We start from the raw sequence: 20,318 nt of genomic DNA on the forward strand, positions 1-20,318 counted from the left end.
TTAGTGTATGAAAGAAACGAAAAACTAGAAATAAAAAACCTGACGTTATCCGCCAGGTTCAAAATAAAAACTTATATTAATGAGAAGGAAATGCTTTTTTCTCTTGTAAAATTGCATTATGAGCAATTTTCATTTTCGCAAGTACGTAACGTAATCGATCTTCAGCGTTTTCATCTTTACTTATTTGTAATTCCGCCAAATTTTCAACAGAACTTGCTAAATTTTCAATGACTCCTCTTAGTTCAGGATGATGATTAAAAAAAGATTCTTGCACTAATACTTTCCTTAACTCACTAGCTAAATCAATTATTCTAGACAACTGTTCTTTTTCTTCCATTCTCATCCCTCCTGAATATCTTATGTAGTAAATATTCTCTAAACAAAGAAAAAAGCCCTTTAAATGAAAAGGACTTTTTACATTTTTATATTTCCAGTTAATAACATATATATGGATGTGATAGCCGCAACAATAATTGCCCACATCACATACTTCTCTGCACCTACAAAGCAACGGTTCCCTTGTTCTTTTCTTGCAAACGTGTAAACAATAATTCCAATTCCATACACAATTGAAACGAGTAGTAAATTCTTTAAACCAGCTGCATAAAGAAGCCATACAGAGTAAATAGAAGCAATTAAAGCTAACGCTCCATTTTTTAATTTAGCGTCTTTTAACTCGTTTGTAATGACTAATTTAAATTGGAATAACGCTGATAATAAATATGGTAATAAAATTGATGTTGATGCAATGAAATACATAATTTGATATGTTGATTCCGAAAACAAAACGATGATAAATATAATTTGGGCAACACCATTTGAAATCCATAATGCCATGTGCGGTGTTTGCTTCTTATTTGTTTTCGTAAAGACTCTCGGAAATACGCCATCTTTTCCTGCTACATGAGAAATTTCAGAAACAAGTAAAAACCAGCCAATTAATGTACCGACAAGTGAAGCAACTAATCCGATGTTAATCGCAACTGCACCCCATGGACCAACAACGTGCTCTAATACATGTCCCATTGACGGAGTTTCTAACACAGAAAGTTCGCCTCTTGTCATAGCTCCCATTGACAGGACAGAAATTAAAATATAAATGGACATTACTAAAATAAGTCCCAATACTGTTGCCTTACCAACATCTCGACTATTCTTCGCTCTTCCAGATAATACAACCGCTCCTTCAACTCCAATGAAAACCCAAAGTGTTACAAGCATTGTATTTTTCACTTGACCAAGTATAGCGGAAAGTGAGATCGTTCCTTCTCCCCAAAAATCATGTGTAAATGTGTCCCAGCGAAAGGCTGTTACCATTACAACAATAAATAAAACGATTGGAACTAACTTCCCTATTGTTGCGATCACATTCATAATAGAAGCTTCACGGATTCCAAATAAAATTAAAAAATGAAGTGTCCATAATAAAAGTGATGCCCCAACGATAGACGCAACATTATTTCCTCCTTTGAAAATTGGAAAGAAATAACCTAATGTACTAAACAGTAACATAATTGTTGCGACATTACCTAAGATTCCTGCTAGCCAATATCCCCAAGCACTATTAAATCCAATGTATTCACCGAAACCAGCACGTGCATAACTATAAATTCCACCTTCAAGTTCCGGTTTTTGTCTTGCTAACGTTTGATATACGAGCGCAAGTGGAATCATTCCCATCGCTGTAATACACCAGCCAATTATTATTGCACCACTGTTTGCTCCTACTGCTAAATCATGCGGTAAACTAAAAACACCGCCACCAACCATTGTTCCAACTACTAATGCGATTAATGGAAAAAATCCTAACTTCTTTTCTATTTGTACCACCCCATCTGTCATTCTAGGTGTTATGTTCGTTCAACTATTAAAGTCACCTTTTTCTCTAATAGACGTTTCTCTTATATTTTTTCAGGAAAACATTACTTATTCTAAAAGAAAATGAGCAAAAATGGAATACTTTTTTGAAAAAATGTATAAGTATGCACAAAAAAACCGCTCATTTTGTAATGAACGGTCATTTCAAACATATAAATTTGTATATTTCTTGTAAATTTAACGAAGTAACTTCTCTTTTTGTAAAAATTGTTTTGCGACTTCTTCACTACTTTTACCATTTACGTTAACTTCATAATTCATTTTTCGCATTTCTTCATCTGTAATCTTTCCAGATAATTTATTTAATACCTTTTCAAGTTCAGGATATTTCTGTAACGTTTCTTTTCTTAATAATGGTGCTCCTTGATAAGGTGGGAATAACCCTTTATCATCTTTCAGCACTTTCAGTCCGTATTGCTCCAATTCACTATCTGTTGAATATGCATCAATTACGTTAACATCTCCAGATTCAATTGCGCTATAACGCAGCTTCGGCTCCATCGTTTTAACATTCGAGAACTTATAGTTATATAATTTTTGCATTCCTTTATAACCATCTTCACGATCAGCAAATTCCAATGTAAATCCTACTTTGGCTTCCTGCGCAACATTCCCTAAATCAGAAATTGTATTTATATTCTTTTGATCTGCTATTTTTTTCGGCATAGCTAGTGCATATGTATTGTTATACTCCATTGGCTTCAACATAATCATATTATATTTCTTTTCCATTCCAATGCGAGCCTGCTCATATACTTCATCACGATTTGTACTCTTTGGTTCTTCTTTCACGAAAGTAGATAAAGCTGTTCCTGAAAATTCTGGGTATATATCTACTTCCCCTGATTTCAACGCTTCAAATACAAATGCTGTTTTTCCAAGACCTGGTTTTAATTGTACGTGTAAATCTGTATCTTGTTCAATAAGCTGCTTATACATTTGAATTAAAATTTCAGGTTCTGATCCAAGTTTGCCCGCAATAACAATATCTTTCTTTTCTGTACTCCAAAGAAATGGAGAAGCAATCATTATACAAACAATACATATCGTCAATATAACACGCTTAGAAGAGCGTTTCGGTCGTTCAAGTATGCGAAGTACTATATCAAAGAATAAAGCGAGTAACGCGGCTGGTACGGCCCCTAAAATGATAAGTGCATGATCATTTCGATCTATACCTAATAGTATAAGCTTACCGAGCCCACCAGCACCAATGAGAGCTGCTAATGTAGCCGTTCCAACAATTAATACCATCGCTGTACGAATACCGGCCATAATAATAGGCAATGCAAGAGTAAGTTCTACCTTCCACAATCTTCTCCAACTATTCATCCCCATAGCTTTCGCGGCTTCTATTAGAGATTCATCTAATTCCCTTATTCCTGTATATGTATTTCGTAAAATAGGTAATAGTGCATACACAACTAATGCGATAATCGCTGGAAGTTTTCCGATTCCTACTAACGGAATTAAGAGTCCAAGCAATGCAAGTGATGGCACTGTCTGCATTACTGCAGAAGTTCCTATTATAAATTCAGCCATTCGTTCTTTTCTTGTTAATAAGATGCCAAGTGGCACTGCTATAATTACTGCAAAAAATAATGAAATAAGCGATATTTGTAAATGCTCACTTAATGCAGTTAGTAATTCTATTTTTCGTTCTTGGAACGTTTGTATAAAATTAGTCACTGTTTAGCCTCTTTCCTTCATTTGTTCAACAATGTAATTGACAATATGACGACTTGTTAACGCTCCAATATATTGACCGTTTTCTTCAACTGGAACGACCTCTTCATCACGCACACGAACTAGTGCTTCTTGTAAGGAAGAATGTAATGATAGCGCCTGCCCTTCTAATTGCACACTTTGATCAAGTGGCAATACATCTGCTACACTTTTCCCCTCATACCAAGTTCGCCCATGATTTCCAATGAACTCCTCTACAAATTCATTTTTCGGATTATGTATAATTCCTTCTGGTGTATCTAGTTGAACAACTTTTCCTTCTTTCATAATACAAATGCGATCTCCAAGTGATAATGCTTCTTGCATATCATGTGTTACGAACACGATTGTTTTTTGAATCTTTTTTTGCAACTGTACAATATCCTTCTGAAGCTGTTCCCTACTTAATGGATCTAACGCACTAAATGGTTCATCCATAAGAACGATTTTCGGGTTTGCGGCTAATGCTCGCACGACACCGACACGTTGTTTTTGTCCTCCTGACAATTCATCAGGCATACGATCTCGATATATATCCGGCTCTAATCCAACCATATGTAACAAGTCATCGACGCGTGCTTTAATTTCTTTTTTGCTCCATTGCCTCATTTCAGGAACAACTGCAATATTTTCAGCGATTGTCATATGAGGAAACAAAGCAATCTGTTGCAACACGTATCCTATATCCCAACGTAATTCGTTTATATTATATTGTTGAATATCTTTTCCATCGATTAAAATCGATCCTTCAGTCGTTTCGATTAAACGATTAATCATCTTCATTGTCGTTGTTTTCCCGCAACCACTCGGACCGATAAGAACAAAAAATTCTCCCTTTTTAATTTCTAAATGCAATGAATCCACTGCTTTCGTGCCATCTTCATACGATTTTGACACATGATTAAATTGAATCACAAATACAACTCCTTTACTGTTGTTTCCTTTATTTTGATGGAATATGGCATTCATTTCAAATGATACGCTTTTAAATTAAAAAAGAGCTCACATTTGAGCTCTAACGGTCGAACAATATTGTTTTCATAATAGCAGCATATTCGCGAACATACATTTTTCTCTTAGAACGAATTGGTGTTTCAGCAGCTAGTGCCTCCATCTTCATGCCTAAACGCTTTGCAATTATTTTCGTTCGATATAAATGATACGTATTACTTACAACTACCGCATGTTTCACATTATATAAATCCATACTAAACTTTAAGTTTTCATACGTATTTGTAGATTGATCTTCTATTAAAATACGACTCTCATCTATACCGTGTACCATTAAATAGTTTCTCATGCTGTGAGCTTCCGGTATATCTTCATCTTCTCCTTGACCACCTGAAACAATTACTTTCGCTTCAGGATGGGAAAATAAATACTCCAACGCTACATCCAAACGATTTTGAAGAGATAAAGACGGTCTATCTCCAAATAACTTTGCACCCAGTATAAGAACGTACGGAGAGTGATAGCTCAACTTTTCACGAGCAACTTTGTTCATTCTAAACGTCATATAAATGATGTATAGTGGCGGTAATAATAAAATGATAAGAAAGATCCATTTGTTCATAAATAAGTTTGCACTCCCTTTCTTTTTATTATACAGAAAAAGAAAGGGCGGCAGAAGTGTTTTTTTAAACGATTGATTTATTAGAAACATTCGCCGCTACTTTACGTTGTGATAGTACATAATAAATAGCGATTCCTAATGAGAAGATCAATATGCAGCTTAATACGTAAAACGGAAGCATTACTCCGGCTTTAGATACACCCGCTGTAAACAGCATTAATAATACAATTCGTATTCCAGTACCAATTAGGCGAAATAAGCTGTCTACACGTCCCATTACTTCGTTTGGAATTTCCTCCATCATCAATACATTTCTCGCCACTCTTGTACCCGCATTTCCAACTGCATGAAAAATTGCAAGTCCATATAAGAAAATTACGGAAGGTTCAATAATCATTGCGGTAATTGAAATTACATAAATGAACATCGTCATAACGATTGAAACTTCTGTTTTGATATATTTCATTATGAGTGGAATACAGATTCCTGCAACAACCGCTCCAACCCCGTACATCATCCCCTCTATTGCGTATACAGAGGCATTGGCTTTAAGTATATCCGAAATATAAACTGGTATTAAATAATTTGCCATCATAACACCTATAAACGGCATATAAGTGGCCAGTAAGAACCAAAAGAGCTTAGGACGTTTTTTCATAAAGTGAATTCCTTCAAACAATTGCTTCTTAAATGTTATTTTTCTTTTCACTTCTTTTTTCTTTACGTACGGTATACATAAGAAAAGAAAAAATGCTCCAGCAAAAGTTAACATGTCTACTAACAAAATCCACTTCAAAGATACAATTTCAATTAAGAAGCTCGCAGCCGCTCCAGAAATAACTTGTGTTAACTGTCCTTGTATTTCCATCGTTCCACTTAAACTTTTATAATGTTCTGCTTGAAATATCTCTTGGTTGAACGCAAATATTGTAGGATAAAATAATAAATAGTAGAATGATCCGGCTATATAAATAAGAATATAGTGAATAGAATGATAAGGTTGCCCAGCAAATCCCCATATAACCATTATTCCGATTACGGCTATTCCGATTCCTTCGTTACATAGCAATAAAGATTTTCTTGAAAAACGATCAATACTTTGCCCAATGAATGGTGTTAATAAAAACATAATGAGGGTTGCAATGATAGAAACATAACCAAATGTTGTCTCTCCTCCACTCTCTTTAATTAACAGCCAAGGAATCGTTATCATAACAATTCCGGAACCAATAGCAGATAGACTATTGGCTCCTAGAATGTAATACAAGCGAGAATCATGATAAAGTGAGGACATATCACTCCACTCCTAGTTGTTTTTTCACCTCTTTATATACGCTCATATATGCTTTCAATTCTTTAACTACATCATGAATTAATGGTTTTGCATCTTCCCCAAGTTCACCATCTTGCACATGTAATCCATCAAGCACAACTTGTTTTGGAATTGCATTTGCATAAACACCTCTAGCGACCGTTCGCATGCTGTTTAATGCATTTATTCCACCTTTACCGCCACCAGCAACCGCTAACAACGCAACTGGTTTATGAATAAATTCACTACTACTTAAGTAATCTAAAGAGTTTTTCAGCGCACCGCTCATCGCATTATGATATTCTGGTGTACATAATACAACCCCATCCGCAGCTTTCACTAACGTTTTTAATTTTTTTACTGCCTCTAAATCACGTTGCGACTCTTCTCCATTGTATAAAGGTAACTCCTCAATTGCTAAATCATATAATTCCCCTTCAAATTGATCCGCAATATATTTTGCCACCACGCGAGTTCTACCAAATTTTCTTGGTGTACCGTTAATAACGACTAGTTTCATGATTATTTCTCCCCTTTGTTTTCAAGTTCTACTTATATATTATCAGAAATTTCTATACAAAACACAATATAAAGAGTTAACTTGTTTCATAAAATAGTATGATAAACAAAAAAGAACTCATACTTTCGTATGAGTTTCGTACAATTACTTTGATTCATCTCTCATGCTCAATGTACCTAAACTTTCATTTGCTTCAAAATGATTATATGCTTTTTCCGCTAATCTTTTCCGTTCTTCTGGTAATTCTATATATTTCATTACGTTTTCAATTATTTTTTCGTACGGAGTAAATACAATTCCTGGCCACTCTACCTCATCTTCTGGATTACTATTTTCGGAAATAATAAATTTCTTATTTGCGACTGCATAAGATACGCGAGGTGTTTCAAGAATTCCTGATAAGTAAAAATGAATATTTAATATAATTTTAGCTCTAGCAATCAATTCATTTCGAACAATTCCCCACGCATTATTTTTAAAAACTATATTTAAATTCGGGGCAATCGCTTTTAGATGATCAAAAATAGCTTGTCGCCTCGGATTAAGAGCACCTATAAACAGAATATCAATATCTTCAATAATCTCATCTTCAAACGCATCTTTTTTTATTTCCAAAGTTGGAGCATAGTTCATTTCTACATGTTTTATTTCTTTTCCTACCCCTTTTTGTTTAAGCCATTCTATATTTTGTTTACTATAATCCCAAATCACTCTATCTTTTAATAATATTAAATAAAGGGGATGCGCATATGGACTTCCTTCGTATAGCTGTTCTAAATTATAAATAATTGCATCTTTCGGAAGAAGGTTCGGGTTATATGCGTATGTATGGGCTCCAAAAACAACTGTATTCTTTACATTTTCCAGTATTGTTTCTGATATAATTACTGTATTTCCCTCCTGCTCCAACCTCCACTTTAAAGCTCGCGCAACATCTATGAAACTACCGTATGTCTTTGGGCATATAAAAAGACAATAATCATATTCTTTATTCAAATAAACTTCCATTAATCTTAAATTATTTTTATATAGATCTACATCCGGATGTTTAAGTACCAACTCATTTGCATGTTTTCTTGCTACTTTATATAATCCAGCATAATAAGCAGCGATGCATCTTCTTAATTCGATTCTTTCCCGGTCTTCATCTAATACATCCATGTTTAAAAGAAGATTTGCGATACAATACGCTTTTAAATGATCACGATCATAATAATAGTCTAGTAGTGGCATCAATTCTTCATACGTATTTCCATGCACCGATTCTCCTAGTTCAATCGCCCATCGTATTAATTCCATGATTACTCCACTACTCCTTTAATCGAAAATGTATTTAATAAAATTTCGCATTATTCTCTACTATATTTGCTATATGAAATGGAATCTTTTCTTTTATCGATTCCAAATACTTTTGCGACACCGCCCCTAAATGTTTTTTATGAGGTATATAGAAAGCACTAATAGAAATTTCATAGTCAAATAAGTAATCATACACATGATAATCTACAAATAGTAGATCATCCTTTGGAAAAGGAATTTCCTTCCCTTGCAGAGCATACATCAAAGCAATATTGTTTTGAGATCGTAATCGATACAACCTTGCAAGTTGGTATAATGGTTCAGCCCGGGTTGGTCTATATTCCCAAGCTTTTTGAAAATAAAAAACAGCTAACGCTAAATATTGCTCTTCTTGCCCTTTAACAGTTTCTTTTTCATCAGCATCTGTCACTTCATTTTGTTTATTTGCTGAACGATTTGCTAACTGCTCATAACAAAATCCTATTCGCAATAACGAATAGAATACCTCTTCAACCCATCCTCCTGCTTCCACACGTTTTTTATACCATTTAATTGAATTCTCAAATTGACTTAAATGAAAATAAGTCTGAGCTAAATAAAATAAATATCTTATATGCAAATCTGGCGTTGTTTCTGGGTCGTTTATTCCCTGTAACAACAACCTCTCATCTCTTTCAAATTTATCAGCTTTGCTCCCGCCATCTCCGGGATCATTCACGACAAGAGTCTCTAACCGAGCTACCCTCGTATTGTAATTCGCTCCAACTTTTGAACGATCTATATCCCAATACTCATGAGTAACACCGACAGATTTCCATGGTAAAGAAGCTTTTAAAAGACGTGTAAGCCAATATTTAATATGAACATCATATTGTAATGTAAGATAATGATCTTCCGTTAAGCTCGTTTTATCGAAATTCGGATCAACCTCTAAAATCATATCCGCATCTAATATTAATAAATAATCTGCTTCTGGATATGTTTTTTGCGCTAATGAAACAGCTAAACTTCTGTTATAACCAAAGTTTTTAAACGGCTCATGATGAACCGTCCCAGGTATCTCATTTTCCTTACACCAATTTTCAATAATTTCAGGCGTATTATCCGTCGATCCAGTATCACAAATAGAAACATAATCTACAATTGATTTTGTTGCATTTAAACATCTTTCCATAATTCTAGACTCATTTTTGACAATCATACAAAGACATAACTTTTTTTCTTCCTTTACAGACTTCACTTGCTCATTTCCCATTTAACCACCTCATATTTTATTAACACGCTCTTCTCATATGTAACAACATTTTTTAGCTATACTGATGACATAAGCACCCTTTTACTATTTATGAAAACTTCATTTTATTTATTCTTACTTTTATGTTGGGACATATTTCATGCTTCGCTTTATATTTGATACAATCAATACAAAAAAACATAATACGGAAATCCGTACCTTTCAAAGTCTAAGAGGAGGTTATATTTTGTTGGATTACATTTGGCTAGATGATAAATCACCAATTTTAGAACAACTACCAAGTAATTTTAAATCTGCAGCTATATTGCTACATCCATTTGTCCAAATGCCTTTAGGATGGGAAAAGTCTGTGAGAAAAAGACCATATGAGCACATCTATCCTAGCGCTGAAGAAATCATTCACAATGGGAAATCCGTTTCTTGGAAGGAAATGATGTCTTGTAGTGGATTACATTCATACGCAGACCTAGCAATGGCCATGTTGACTTCCATTAGTGCCTTTTCAGAAGAATATAAAAGAGAGGATTTAGCTGAAAAGCTACATTCAAACTTTAAAAAAAATCTTTATTATCCAACAGAAGATTATACGTCTATATTTTTATTACACAAATTACTTAAACTCCTCGGTTCTAAAGGTGCAAAAAATCTATATTTCTCTGAACCAATTCTTAATACAAACGGATTATTACAGGTAAATAATACTACTCCATTAGATATTTGGGACATTAGCAATAATGAGTTAATTATTACTGGAGAAGACAATGAGTATGCGTTTATGAGTATATACGATTCCTTTACAACCTTATTATTAGCTAAAGAAGAAAATATAGAATATATTGTTCAATCAATGAATGTTGAAGCTGTCATTTGTGACAAAAAAACGATGATTGATTGGTATTTTTAAATTAGTAATTTCTTAAACTATAAAAAAGAAACTTGCGCTTATGCACAAGTTTCTTTTCAAAAACATCCTTATTTTTTCACAACTTCATGTCCACCGAACTGATTACGTAGTGCTGAAACTACTTTTCCATGGAATGTATCATCTTCCTGAGAACGATAGCGCATAAATAATGACATCGCGATTACTGGTGCCGCTGCTTGTAACTCAAGCGCAGTTTCAACAGTCCATTTCCCTTCTCCTGAAGAGTTCATTACACCTTTAATGCCATCAAGTTTAGGATCATCTGCAAATGCTTTTTCAGTTAAGTCCATTAACCAACCGCGGATTACTGATCCGTTCGCCCATACTTTTGCAACATCTTCATAATTGAAATCAAAGTCACTCTTATCTAGTACTTCAAATCCTTCAGCAATTGCTTGCATCATGCCGTATTCAATACCGTTATGAACCATTTTTAAGAAATGACCACTACCAACGCGGCCAGCATAAGAATAGCCATTTTCTACTGCTAAATCTTTAAATAAAGGTTCTAATTGGTCGTAAATTTCTTTTTCCCCACCAACCATTAAACAAGCACCGTATCTAGCTCCTTCTACACCGCCAGATGTACCGATATCTACATAATGTAATCCGAAGCTTTTTGCTTCTTCAGCACGGCGTAACGTATCTTTATAGAATGAATTTCCACCTTCAATAACGATATCACCTTCATCTAATAACGGATACACATCTTTTAATACTGACTCTACAACTTCTCCTGCAGGCACCATTACCCAGATTGTACGAGGAGCTTCTAGTTCAGCGATCATTTCTTTTAATGTATGACGTGCAGTAATTCCTAGTTTTCCTGCCTTTTCTACAAGCTCTTTATTTACATCGTATACAACTACTTCATGCTTGTCTTCATGTAAGTGTTCAGCTAATGGGAATCCCATTTTTCCTAATCCAATTAATCCTAGTTTCATATTAATCAATCTCCTATTCTATACAAATATATTTAATATCGAAATTAGCCCAAGTGCTACTACAGATAATATAGTCTCCATTGCAGTCCATGTTAATAATGTTTCTTTCACAGTCATTCCGAAATACTCTTTAATCATCCAAAATCCTGAATCATTCACGTGTGATAAAATTAATGACCCTGCACCAGTTGCAAGTGCTAATAATTCAACATTTACACCTGGTGTGCTTGCTGCAATCGGCGCAACAATACCAGCTGCTGTCATCATAGAAACAGTTGCCGATCCAGTTGCAATTCGGATTAGTGCCGCAATTCCCCACCCTAATAATATCGGTGAAATATGTGATTCTTTCGCCATATCTGCAATTGTCGTTCCAATTCCAGAATCTAATAATACTTTATTAAATGCGCCGCCTGCACCAATCACTAACAATATGTTTGCAATAGGTCCAAGGCAATCATTTGTAAATTGTAACACTTTATCTTTTGAGAAACCTTTTGCATATCCAAGACTAAAGAAAGAGTAAATGGTTGCAATTAATAAAGCCACAATCGGATCTCCAATAAAGTGTAATACTTGTGCTAGTTGACTCGTTTTATTTAATGCAACTTCTGCTATTGATGCACCAAGCATAAGAAATACTGGAAGTAAAATTGTAAACAATGTATTCCAAAAGCTAGGAAGCTCTTTTTTATTATCTTTTTCAACAAATTGCTCCGCTATATCTAATGGTACTTCCTTATGTATACGAGCACCAATCCATTTCCCGTAAAGTGGACCTGAAATAATTGCAGTTGGAAGTCCGACAATTAACGCATATAAAATTGTCTTCCCTACATCTGCTTTAAAAATACCAACTGCCGCCATTGCCGCTGGATGCGGTGGAACAAGTCCGTGTACGACTGACAGTCCTGCTACTAGCGGAATACCAATTGTAATAAGTGATACCCCAGTTTCTAACGCAATTGTAAATACTAACGGAATTAATAGTACAAATCCAACTTGGAAAAATACCGGAATCCCTACTAAAAATGCAACGAACATCATCGCCCAGTGAACTCGTTTCTTCCCAAAACGATTAATTAATGTGTTAGCGATACGTTCAGCACCACCAGATTCGGCCATCATTTTTCCAAGCATCGTTCCTAGTGCTAAAACTATCGCTAAAAACCCTAACGTATTACCAAGCCCTAGTTTAATAGAATCAATAATCCCTGGATCTTTTGGTGAAGTTCCAATTAAAGGCATTCCCATTGCTAATCCTACACCAATTGCTGTTAAAATTAATGCGACAAATGGATGCCATTTTACTACCGTAATAAGTAAAAGTAGTATGACAACTGCCGCTAGTACGATCCCAACTACCATTTCTCCCAATCCCCCTATTGTTTACGTTGGAAAGCAGCTATACAATCAAATTCTTCTTTCAAGCGATTGTAAAGTCGTTCATACATATAAAACATTTCTAAATATATAGCCGTATTTTCTTTATTCGGTACATGGTGATGGACAATATCAATCCAATCCTTTACCTCTTCAAGAGAATCAATTTTTCCTACAGCATATAAAGCAACTGCCGCTGCCCCAAGCGCAGATGCTTCATGACTTTCAGGTACAAGCAATTCTTTTCCCATCATATCGGACAACATTTGTCTCCAAAATGCAGATTTTGCAAACCCTCCTGAAACTCGTATTTCAGTAAGTGGCCCTGTACAATCCCTGATTGCGAGTGCTACTGAATATACACTCATACAAACACCTTCCATCACTGCACGTATAAAATGTTCTCGCTTATGTTGAAGATTGATTCCAAAGAATGTACCACGAGCATTTGCATTCCAGTAAGGTGCGCGTTCTCCAGATAAGAAAGGTAAGAACAATAGCCCATCCGCTCCAGCTGGTACGCTTTCTGCATATTTAATTAATAAATCATAAGGATCAATGCCGAGCTTTCTTGCTACTTCTTGCTCTGGACTACCAAATTCATCACGTAACCATCTCAGTAATATTCCGCCGTTATTCGTTGGACCACCGATTACCCAGTGCTCATCTGTTAATGCGTAACAAAACGTTCTCCCTTTCTCATCTGTATTTATATTTGATGAGATTGTTCGAACCGCACCACTCGTTCCAATCGTAATTGCAGCCGCACCCGGTGATATCGCACCAACTCCTACATTTGCAAGAACCCCATCACTTGCTCCGATGACAATTGGTGTTTCTGCACTTATCCCCATCTTCTGTGCTAATTCTGGCTTCATACCTGATAAAATATATGTAGTTGGTACAGGGGTTGATAATTGTTCTGGTGACATATGTAACATAGTTAAAACATCTTCATCCCAGTTTAATGTTTCTAAATTAAATAACCCCGTAGCAGAAGCAATCGAATAATCAACTACGTAGCGTGAAAATAATTGGTAAATCACATACTCTTTAATGGAAATGAATTTATAGGCACTTGTATATAACTCTGGTTCCTCTTCTTTCATCCATAACAATTTAGAAAGTGGTGACATTGGATGAATCGGTGTACCTGTACGTCTATAAATTTCATGCCCATTCATTTGTTGTAATAATTTTTCTGATTGCTTCGTACTTCGATTATCTGCCCAAATGATAGAACGCGTTAATGGCGCACCATTTTCATCTACTGCAATTAATGCGTGCATAGCTGTACTAATACCGATTGAAGAAATATCTTCTGGTAATACATTACCTTTTTCAATGGCAACGCTTACACTTTTGTATACAGCGGCACATATTACATCAGGATCTTGCTCAGCCCATCCTACATTCGGTTGAATAATTGGGTAATCGATTGCATGTGATGCAATGACTTTTCCTTTTTCTGTGAACACAACCGTTTTTGTACTTGTGGTACCGATATCAATCCCGATTACTCTCCCCCTTGTTTCCATGCGAATCTTCCCTTCATTTCTAGCAAAATACGATTTAGTAAACCGTTTACATGAATTAGTATATAAAATATTTTTTCGTTTATCAAGTTATAAAAAGAAAATTTTTTTCATATCAAAAAATAAATCCCCTCATTCCATTTCACTTATATACTAAATTTAGCTTTTCCATGCGGTAAAATGACGTTATATTCGTTACGCAATACACTCTTTCCTCTCATTAACAACACATACATAGTCCTCCATACGTTCTACTTATTTGCTTGAAGAAAGAGTTGAAAAGCAATATTTATTTTTAGCGGTCACGTAACATCACCATCAAGCCAAGAAAAGTAACTAACCGCAGAATGAGAATTCTGTGCATTTTACTCTTATTTATTGTTTTAGGTTCACTAGTCTTTTGTCTTGATAAACATAGAGCGTGACCCCCTATTATCACTTTTTTATCTTGTAAATATATCTTGCATACTATAAAACCGAAAAGTATTTTTATTTTTCAGAAAAATAAAAACAATAACACGAAATTTATTGTATAATGTTGTAAAAAGATGTCGGAGGGATTTAATGTTAAATAAAATATCTCAATTCACAATTAAGCTTTCATCAATTCTTTTATCACTCTTACTATTATTAAATTTACCTTATTTATTTATTACTCAACAAGGATTTACCTTTCAACCAATTTATTTTTTTAATCAGACCGTTACTATGTTAAAACAGGTTTTTTCCCCTGAATCATTAGTGATTATAGGATCAGACCCGAAGTTTGGCCATTTCAAAAAAACACCATTATTTCCAACTGTTTTAGAACCTTACCTATATTCATTTACTATATTATTTTTAGCCTTTTTTCTTGCTCTCTTTTTATCATCTAGCATGGCATTTTTTTATTTTTTAGCAAAAGATTATATAAAAAAATGGATAAACCGAATTGTGTTCATATTAGAAGCTGTCCCTGATATGATGATGATGATTTGTTTGCAAATTTTTTTCATATGGGTACTTCAGAAATTTGGGGAATCTCCTGTCACTATTATTTCCTTTAATGAAAATCGAGCTTATTTACTCCCTATTTTATCATTAGCTGTCTTACCTACATTACAAATGTTTCGGATGATGGTGTTATACATAAAAGAAGAGCAAGGAAAACATTACGTAGAGGTTGCATATGGAAAAGGCCTTTCATCAAGTTATATACTATGCATTCATTTATTCAAAAATATATCTATCCACTTCTTCCACCATTTAAAAACGATTTTTGTTTTCTTACTTTCTAATTTATTCATTTTAGAATTTGTTTTTAATATGGAAGGCATTATTCAATTTTTATTTAATAAGGCGTTTGTTTCACCTCCAGCTGCATTTATCATACTTGTTATGATTATTTTACCATTTTATGCTATTTTCCAAATAGTCTCATTCATGATGAATAGATGGAAAAAGCAATTGAAAGGAGTATCATTATGAAATCTATTTGGAAATCAAAACGCTTTTTAATCGGCTTTACTTATCTATTCATACTTATTTCAGCTAGTTTTATTTATAGTTGGTTCTTTAAAGATAACATCCCAAAACCTCCTCAGTTACTTTACAATGACAATAACGAATTACTTGGAAAGGCCCCCTTTCCGCCATCGTTAATTCCACCTTTTGGATCTGATCGTTTTGGAGAGTCTGTTTTCTTACAAATTGTAGAAGGAGCAAAATTCACTATTTTATTAGCCATGGCAATTAGCTTCTTTCGAATTTTATGCGGAACATGTATAGGAATCCTCTTAAGTTTATTTGCTCCAAAACTCAAGAGATTTTTCCAGTCATGCTCAGAAGTTTTTTATTATATTCCAACTCTATTTATCGCATTCATACTCATCACGCCCGTTAATATTATAATCACATCAAATGCTGATGGGGTAGATCCAAATATTTCATTTACGTTTTATCAAGTACTCGTACTTATTTTCGTCGCTCTGCCTACACTTTCTTTATACATATCCTCAGAGGTTGATGAATTTATGAAACAAGATTACATCTTAAGTTCACAATTACTGGGGGCTAGTCGTTTTCATATTATTAAAAAACACTTACGAGTCTTATTACTTGACCGCTTATTTGTATTATTTATGGAACATATCGTCCAAACACTCATACTCGTTATCCATTTAGCGCTGCTTAACATTGTAATTGGCGGCATACAAATGCGTGAACTCTATGACGGAGTGCTCAAACCTGTTTCTCTATCTAATGATTGGGCAGGTCTTATTGGATTAAATCGTAATGAAATGAATCTTTCATGGTGGATTATTTTTTATACTCTCGCTTCATTCTTTATTACGATTCTATTTATTAAGCTTATGACCATCGGGATTCAAGATGCACTGAAAGCAAGAGATTCGCAAATTGTAGCAATTCAAAACGTTCCAGATCATAAAAAATTTGTTAAACATAAAGATTCCTTTTCGTTTGCCAATAAAGTAAACCTTTAATCATTTCTCATTAATCAAGTATTAATTGGCATCGATATTAGTAGAAAATAAAGAAGATGATCCCTATTAAATACAGGGATCATCTTCTTATGCTGTCTAGCTTTTTTACATGTCCTTTGCTAGACTCATGCTTTTTATATTTAAAGTGAATTATTTGCAATCACAATTATGTTTTTTAAAATCAATTACCATACGCCCTTGAATTCTACCTTGTTCCATTTCTTCGAATACATTTTGTACTTTATCTAGAGAACAAGTTTGAACAACTGGCACTACTTTTCCTTCTGCCCCGAACATAAACGCCTCTTCCAAATCTTTACGAGTACCAACTAGAGAACCAACTACTTCAATTCCATCCAGTACAAGTCGTGGGATGTTTAAGTCCATTGTTTCTACTGGTAGCCCTACTGCAACTACTTTACCGCAAGCACGTACTGCATCAACTGCTGAGTTAAAGGCTACTTTAGAGACTGCTGTTACTACCGCAGCATAAGCGCCACCAAACTCCTCTTGCACAATTTTATCAGCAGGACCTTGAGAAATTGGATTGATAGTCATATCAGCACCAACTTCTTTCGCTAAGGCTAATTTGTCGTCATTAATGTCTACTGCGATTACCTTTGCACCAAATACATTTTTAGCATATTGGATAGCTAAGTTACCTAATCCACCGCAGCCATAGATTACAATAGGTTGACTAGGTTTAATATCTGATACTTTAATAGCTTTATATGTAGTTACACCAGCACAAGTAATTGATGATGCTTGAGCAGGATCTAATCCTTCTGGTACTTTTACCGCATAATCAGCTGTAACGATACATTGTTCAGCCATACCACCATCCACTGAATAACCAGCGTTTTTAACTTCACGGCAAAATGTTTCTCTACCAGTTACACAATATTCACAACGTCCACAAGATTGGAACATCCATGCAATACTTACACGGTCACCTATCTTTAGTGAAGTAACATCATCAGCTATTTTCGTAACAATACCTACACCCTCATGACCAAGAATACGGCCATCAGTGTTACCAAAATCATGATTCGCAACGTGTAAATCAGTGTGGCACACTCCACAATACTCTACATCTACTAACGCTTCACCTGAGTGTAACGGACGTAATTCTTTTTCAATCACTTCGATGTTTGCTTTGCTGTTTTTATTAACCACTACTGCTTTCATATGTGATCTCCCCTTTAGTGTTTTAGCATTTTAATGAGTTTATCTCACAACTACTTTCTTCACTACTTTGGCTAGTTATTGTACCAAATTTAAGTGTTCAATCATCATTACATCTTCATCATAACATGACACTTCATAAACAACTTGTGAAATTATGAACAATATTTGAATTATTACACAAATCGGTCTTTATTTTAAATTTTTAAAAATGAGAGTTTATCATTGACTATAAGTAAGTCACATATTTCTAAAACAAAATAAAGTAACAAACTTCTCACCGATAAAAAAGCTCTTCACTCAATATTTTCTACATGTAAACACTTAGTTTCACAGTAATATCCTTTGCCACCAACATAAACTTTTTCTATTTTATTTTTGCTATTGGTTGCTAATTTAACTAATATTTCAGAAGGCGAGTGTAGAGAATAACCTTGTTCAAATACATAGACTTCTTTTTTCAAGTAGTCCTGTTCATAAAGGTAGCAAGCTAATGCACCGTTCGAAGTTCCAGTCGCTGCTTCTTCATTGATGTCGTATAGCGGAGCAAAATTTCTGCATATAATTCGATTGTCATTAAAAGTATATAAATGCATCCCGACAACATTATAATACTTGCTGATTTCTTTAATTTTTTCAAAATTAGGTTGCAGTGCATGTAATTGTATTTCGCTTTTTATAGGAATTAAAATATCTTTTAAGCCCGTGGAGACAATTTGAATTGGGTATTTATTGTCTATATCTTTACTATCAAAACAGTCGGTGAACTCATTTGGAGATACAACATCATAGAATATCGGTTTATTTTGTTCCATGAATATGATGTCATCTGTTATAGTAATAGTAAGAACACCGCTGTTCGTTTCAATCGTATAGCGATTCCTGAAAAGTTTATTTAAATGCATCAGTATCGCGAAAGAGCCAATTGTGGCATGACCACATAAATCAACTTCTTCTTTTGGAGTAAAATACTCAAATTTATAATCAGCAAGTTCAGATTCTGATATAAATGCGGTTTCCGCATAACCCAGTTGTTTGGCTATTTCCATTTTTTGAGTAGTGGTCAATGTATTTGTATTCTCAATAAATACCACTCCTGCTTTATTTCCGCCTTTATGATCCTTGCTAAATGCACTTGCAACATAAACAGATATTTTCATAAGACATCTTCCTCACTTATAGTAAATTATAGTATAGAAAGCACTACATATAAATTCCATTGGATAAATTATCCCTAAAATAAGAAACAAACTATTTTTAGCATTTGAACTCTCCAAAAATAGTTTGTCTACAGTCTGAAAGCTCTTCATTTGAAGAGCTTTTTTTATATTCGCTTCATCGAAATCGTTTCACGTATACTTTGTAAATTTTTTAGAGTTTCCTCTTGTCGCTGCAACGACAACCCTACATACAAAGTATCTAATAAGCTTAACTGTGCTAATCGTGATGAACTTGCTTCTGTGCGGAATTCAGTCTCACGTGTTGATGTATATAACGTTATATCAGCAAGTTGACTTAATGCTGATTTCTTATAGCTCGTAATCGCAATAATTTTGGCCCCTCTTGCTTTCGCTACTTCTAACGCTTCAAGTAATCCTTTATTGCTACCAGAATGAGAAATACCAATAACAACTGAATTTTCCGAGAGTAAACCTGCTCCCATAATTTGAAAATGCGAATCAGTATGAGCGATACAAGAAATACCCGTTCTCATAAACTTATGATACGCATCCATTGCAATAATACCAGAGCCACCATTTCCATAAAACTCAATTCGACTTGCTTCTTGTAAGGCTCGTACAGCCTGCTCAAGTGCCGTTTCATTAAGCAAATGTAAAGTATCTTGCAGTCCTGTAATATGCGAATGAAAAACTTTTTTAGCAACAGTTACCATACTATCTTCTGCTGATACCTCTTCATGGATATTTTGCATCGGTGTATGTACAATTTCACGAGCTAATGTAATCTTTAAATCTTGAAAACCTTGCAAACCAAGGTTTTTACATAAGCGGAATATCGTAGCTTCGGAACTATTCGTAACTTCAGCTAATTCTGTAATAGATTTATGTACAACATCTTGTGGATGTTTCAAAATATGTTCGGCAATACTTCGCAATTTCGGTGATAAACCATTTAACGAAGCCTGAATCTTTCCAATCCCACTTCTTGTACCAGGCATAGCATATCCTCCCCTTCCATCGTAGCTTTATCCTGTAAAAACCGATTAGTTAAACTAATCATCAGTGGGGATGGTCCCCCACTGATTAGAGTTTCACTTTATTGTACCTAATTATCGAAAGA

Annotated in this window: 18 protein-coding genes; 3 read left to right on the forward strand and 15 right to left on the reverse strand. The window is 34.6% G+C overall.

Going from position 1 to position 20,318, the window contains the following annotated elements; translation table 11 throughout:
• Positions 1–76: 76 nt before the first annotated feature.
• From HMAS_RS13165 to HMAS_RS13205, 9 genes are all read right to left on the reverse strand, one after another.
• Positions 77–337, reverse strand: a complete 261-nt coding sequence (locus tag HMAS_RS13165; RefSeq protein ID WP_000391445.1) for a hypothetical protein — start codon at positions 335–337, stop codon at positions 77–79.
• 77 nt (positions 338–414) lie between these two features.
• Positions 415–1,842 (reverse strand): basic amino acid/polyamine antiporter, encoded by a 1,428-nt coding sequence (locus HMAS_RS13170; RefSeq protein ID WP_000129451.1) that lies wholly within the window; start codon positions 1,840–1,842, stop codon positions 415–417.
• Positions 1,843–2,055: 213 nt separating this feature from the next.
• Complete coding sequence (locus HMAS_RS13175; RefSeq protein ID WP_114555651.1) at positions 2,056–3,567, reverse strand: ABC transporter permease/substrate-binding protein; 1,512 nt, start codon at positions 3,565–3,567, stop codon at positions 2,056–2,058.
• Between the two features lie 3 nt (positions 3,568–3,570).
• The gene (locus HMAS_RS13180) at positions 3,571–4,518 is read right to left on the reverse strand and encodes an ABC transporter ATP-binding protein (RefSeq protein WP_000614082.1); all 948 of its coding nucleotides are present in this window, start codon (positions 4,516–4,518) and stop codon (positions 3,571–3,573) included.
• A gap of 100 nt (positions 4,519–4,618) precedes the next feature.
• Complete coding sequence (locus tag HMAS_RS13185) at positions 4,619–5,176, reverse strand: YdcF family protein (protein WP_001045713.1); 558 nt, start codon at positions 5,174–5,176, stop codon at positions 4,619–4,621.
• A gap of 64 nt (positions 5,177–5,240) precedes the next feature.
• Positions 5,241–6,470 (reverse strand): MFS transporter, encoded by a 1,230-nt coding sequence (locus HMAS_RS13190; protein ID WP_000097159.1) that lies wholly within the window; start codon positions 6,468–6,470, stop codon positions 5,241–5,243.
• Position 6,471: 1 nt separating this feature from the next.
• Complete coding sequence (locus tag HMAS_RS13195) at positions 6,472–7,008, reverse strand: NADPH-dependent FMN reductase (RefSeq protein WP_000780355.1); 537 nt, start codon at positions 7,006–7,008, stop codon at positions 6,472–6,474.
• A gap of 144 nt (positions 7,009–7,152) precedes the next feature.
• Positions 7,153–8,307: a hypothetical protein gene (locus tag HMAS_RS13200; protein ID WP_046392663.1), complete on the reverse strand. Its 1,155-nt coding sequence runs from the start codon at positions 8,305–8,307 to the stop codon at positions 7,153–7,155.
• A gap of 34 nt (positions 8,308–8,341) precedes the next feature.
• Positions 8,342–9,562, reverse strand: a complete 1,221-nt coding sequence (locus HMAS_RS13205) for a glycosyltransferase (protein ID WP_000526230.1) — start codon at positions 9,560–9,562, stop codon at positions 8,342–8,344.
• 139 nt (positions 9,563–9,701) lie between these two features.
• Between HMAS_RS13205 and HMAS_RS13210 the strand changes: the two genes are divergently transcribed.
• The gene (locus tag HMAS_RS13210; protein ID WP_046392662.1) at positions 9,702–10,466 is read left to right on the forward strand and encodes a DUF2711 family protein; all 765 of its coding nucleotides are present in this window, start codon (positions 9,702–9,704) and stop codon (positions 10,464–10,466) included.
• A 68-nt stretch (positions 10,467–10,534) separates the two neighbouring features.
• Here HMAS_RS13210 and gnd read toward each other — a convergent pair whose 3' ends face one another.
• The 3 genes from gnd to gntK are packed head-to-tail and all read right to left on the reverse strand — an operon-like array spanning position 10,535 to position 14,352.
• Positions 10,535–11,431: a phosphogluconate dehydrogenase (NAD(+)-dependent, decarboxylating) gene (gene gnd / locus HMAS_RS13215; RefSeq protein WP_000765981.1), complete on the reverse strand. Its 897-nt coding sequence runs from the start codon at positions 11,429–11,431 to the stop codon at positions 10,535–10,537.
• Positions 11,432–11,449: 18 nt separating this feature from the next.
• Positions 11,450–12,799 (reverse strand): GntP family permease, encoded by a 1,350-nt coding sequence (locus HMAS_RS13220; protein ID WP_000260208.1) that lies wholly within the window; start codon positions 12,797–12,799, stop codon positions 11,450–11,452.
• Positions 12,800–12,813: 14 nt separating this feature from the next.
• The gene (gntK, locus tag HMAS_RS13225) at positions 12,814–14,352 is read right to left on the reverse strand and encodes a gluconokinase (protein ID WP_000449999.1); all 1,539 of its coding nucleotides are present in this window, start codon (positions 14,350–14,352) and stop codon (positions 12,814–12,816) included.
• 561 nt (positions 14,353–14,913) lie between these two features.
• Here gntK and HMAS_RS13230 point away from each other — a divergent pair.
• Both HMAS_RS13230 and HMAS_RS13235 read left to right on the forward strand, forming a co-directional pair.
• The gene (locus HMAS_RS13230; RefSeq protein WP_000932683.1) at positions 14,914–15,816 is read left to right on the forward strand and encodes an ABC transporter permease subunit; all 903 of its coding nucleotides are present in this window, start codon (positions 14,914–14,916) and stop codon (positions 15,814–15,816) included.
• Complete coding sequence (locus tag HMAS_RS13235) at positions 15,813–16,832, forward strand: ABC transporter permease (RefSeq protein ID WP_000836565.1); 1,020 nt, start codon at positions 15,813–15,815, stop codon at positions 16,830–16,832. The genes HMAS_RS13230 and HMAS_RS13235 overlap by 4 nt, the downstream gene beginning before the upstream one ends.
• 150 nt (positions 16,833–16,982) lie before the next feature.
• Here the strand turns inward: HMAS_RS13235 and adhP are convergent, their stop codons facing one another.
• The 3 genes from adhP to HMAS_RS13250 form a co-directional block, all read right to left on the reverse strand.
• On the reverse strand, positions 16,983–18,020 hold the full coding sequence (gene adhP, locus HMAS_RS13240) for an alcohol dehydrogenase AdhP (RefSeq protein ID WP_000649119.1): 1,038 nt from the start codon (positions 18,018–18,020) through the stop codon (positions 16,983–16,985).
• Positions 18,021–18,313: 293 nt separating this feature from the next.
• Complete coding sequence (locus HMAS_RS13245; RefSeq protein WP_000704323.1) at positions 18,314–19,177, reverse strand: PhzF family phenazine biosynthesis protein; 864 nt, start codon at positions 19,175–19,177, stop codon at positions 18,314–18,316.
• A gap of 164 nt (positions 19,178–19,341) precedes the next feature.
• On the reverse strand, positions 19,342–20,196 hold the full coding sequence (locus HMAS_RS13250; RefSeq protein WP_001119646.1) for a MurR/RpiR family transcriptional regulator: 855 nt from the start codon (positions 20,194–20,196) through the stop codon (positions 19,342–19,344).
• Positions 20,197–20,318: the final 122 nt, after the last annotated feature.

This window comes from Bacillus sp. HMA207, assembly GCF_003402455.1.
In the GTDB taxonomy this organism is placed as follows: Bacteria; Bacillota; Bacilli; order Bacillales; family Bacillaceae_G; genus Bacillus_A; species Bacillus_A cereus.

Coding starts and splice junctions, on each gene's coding strand:
- HMAS_RS13205 (WP_000526230.1), bottom strand. CDS start 9,562: ATGGGAAATGAGCAAGTGAAGTCTGTAAAGGAAGAAAAAAAGTTATGT.
- HMAS_RS13210 (WP_046392662.1), top strand. CDS start 9,702: ATGCTTCGCTTTATATTTGATACAATCAATACAAAAAAACATAATACG.
- HMAS_RS13235 (WP_000836565.1), top strand. CDS start 15,813: ATGAAATCTATTTGGAAATCAAAACGCTTTTTAATCGGCTTTACTTAT.
- HMAS_RS13195 (WP_000780355.1), bottom strand. CDS start 7,008: ATGAAACTAGTCGTTATTAACGGTACACCAAGAAAATTTGGTAGAACT.
- HMAS_RS13165 (WP_000391445.1), bottom strand. CDS start 337: ATGGAAGAAAAAGAACAGTTGTCTAGAATAATTGATTTAGCTAGTGAG.
- HMAS_RS13190 (WP_000097159.1), bottom strand. CDS start 6,470: ATGTCCTCACTTTATCATGATTCTCGCTTGTATTACATTCTAGGAGCC.
- adhP (WP_000649119.1), bottom strand. CDS start 18,020: ATGAAAGCAGTAGTGGTTAATAAAAACAGCAAAGCAAACATCGAAGTG.
- HMAS_RS13245 (WP_000704323.1), bottom strand. CDS start 19,177: ATGAAAATATCTGTTTATGTTGCAAGTGCATTTAGCAAGGATCATAAA.
- HMAS_RS13250 (WP_001119646.1), bottom strand. CDS start 20,196: ATGCCTGGTACAAGAAGTGGGATTGGAAAGATTCAGGCTTCGTTAAAT.
- gnd (WP_000765981.1), bottom strand. CDS start 11,431: ATGAAACTAGGATTAATTGGATTAGGAAAAATGGGATTCCCATTAGCT.
- gntK (WP_000449999.1), bottom strand. CDS start 14,352: ATGGAAACAAGGGGGAGAGTAATCGGGATTGATATCGGTACCACAAGT.
- HMAS_RS13220 (WP_000260208.1), bottom strand. CDS start 12,799: ATGGTAGTTGGGATCGTACTAGCGGCAGTTGTCATACTACTTTTACTT.
- HMAS_RS13200 (WP_046392663.1), bottom strand. CDS start 8,307: ATGGAATTAATACGATGGGCGATTGAACTAGGAGAATCGGTGCATGGA.
- HMAS_RS13230 (WP_000932683.1), top strand. CDS start 14,914: ATGTTAAATAAAATATCTCAATTCACAATTAAGCTTTCATCAATTCTT.
- HMAS_RS13185 (WP_001045713.1), bottom strand. CDS start 5,176: ATGAACAAATGGATCTTTCTTATCATTTTATTATTACCGCCACTATAC.
- HMAS_RS13170 (WP_000129451.1), bottom strand. CDS start 1,842: ATGACAGATGGGGTGGTACAAATAGAAAAGAAGTTAGGATTTTTTCCA.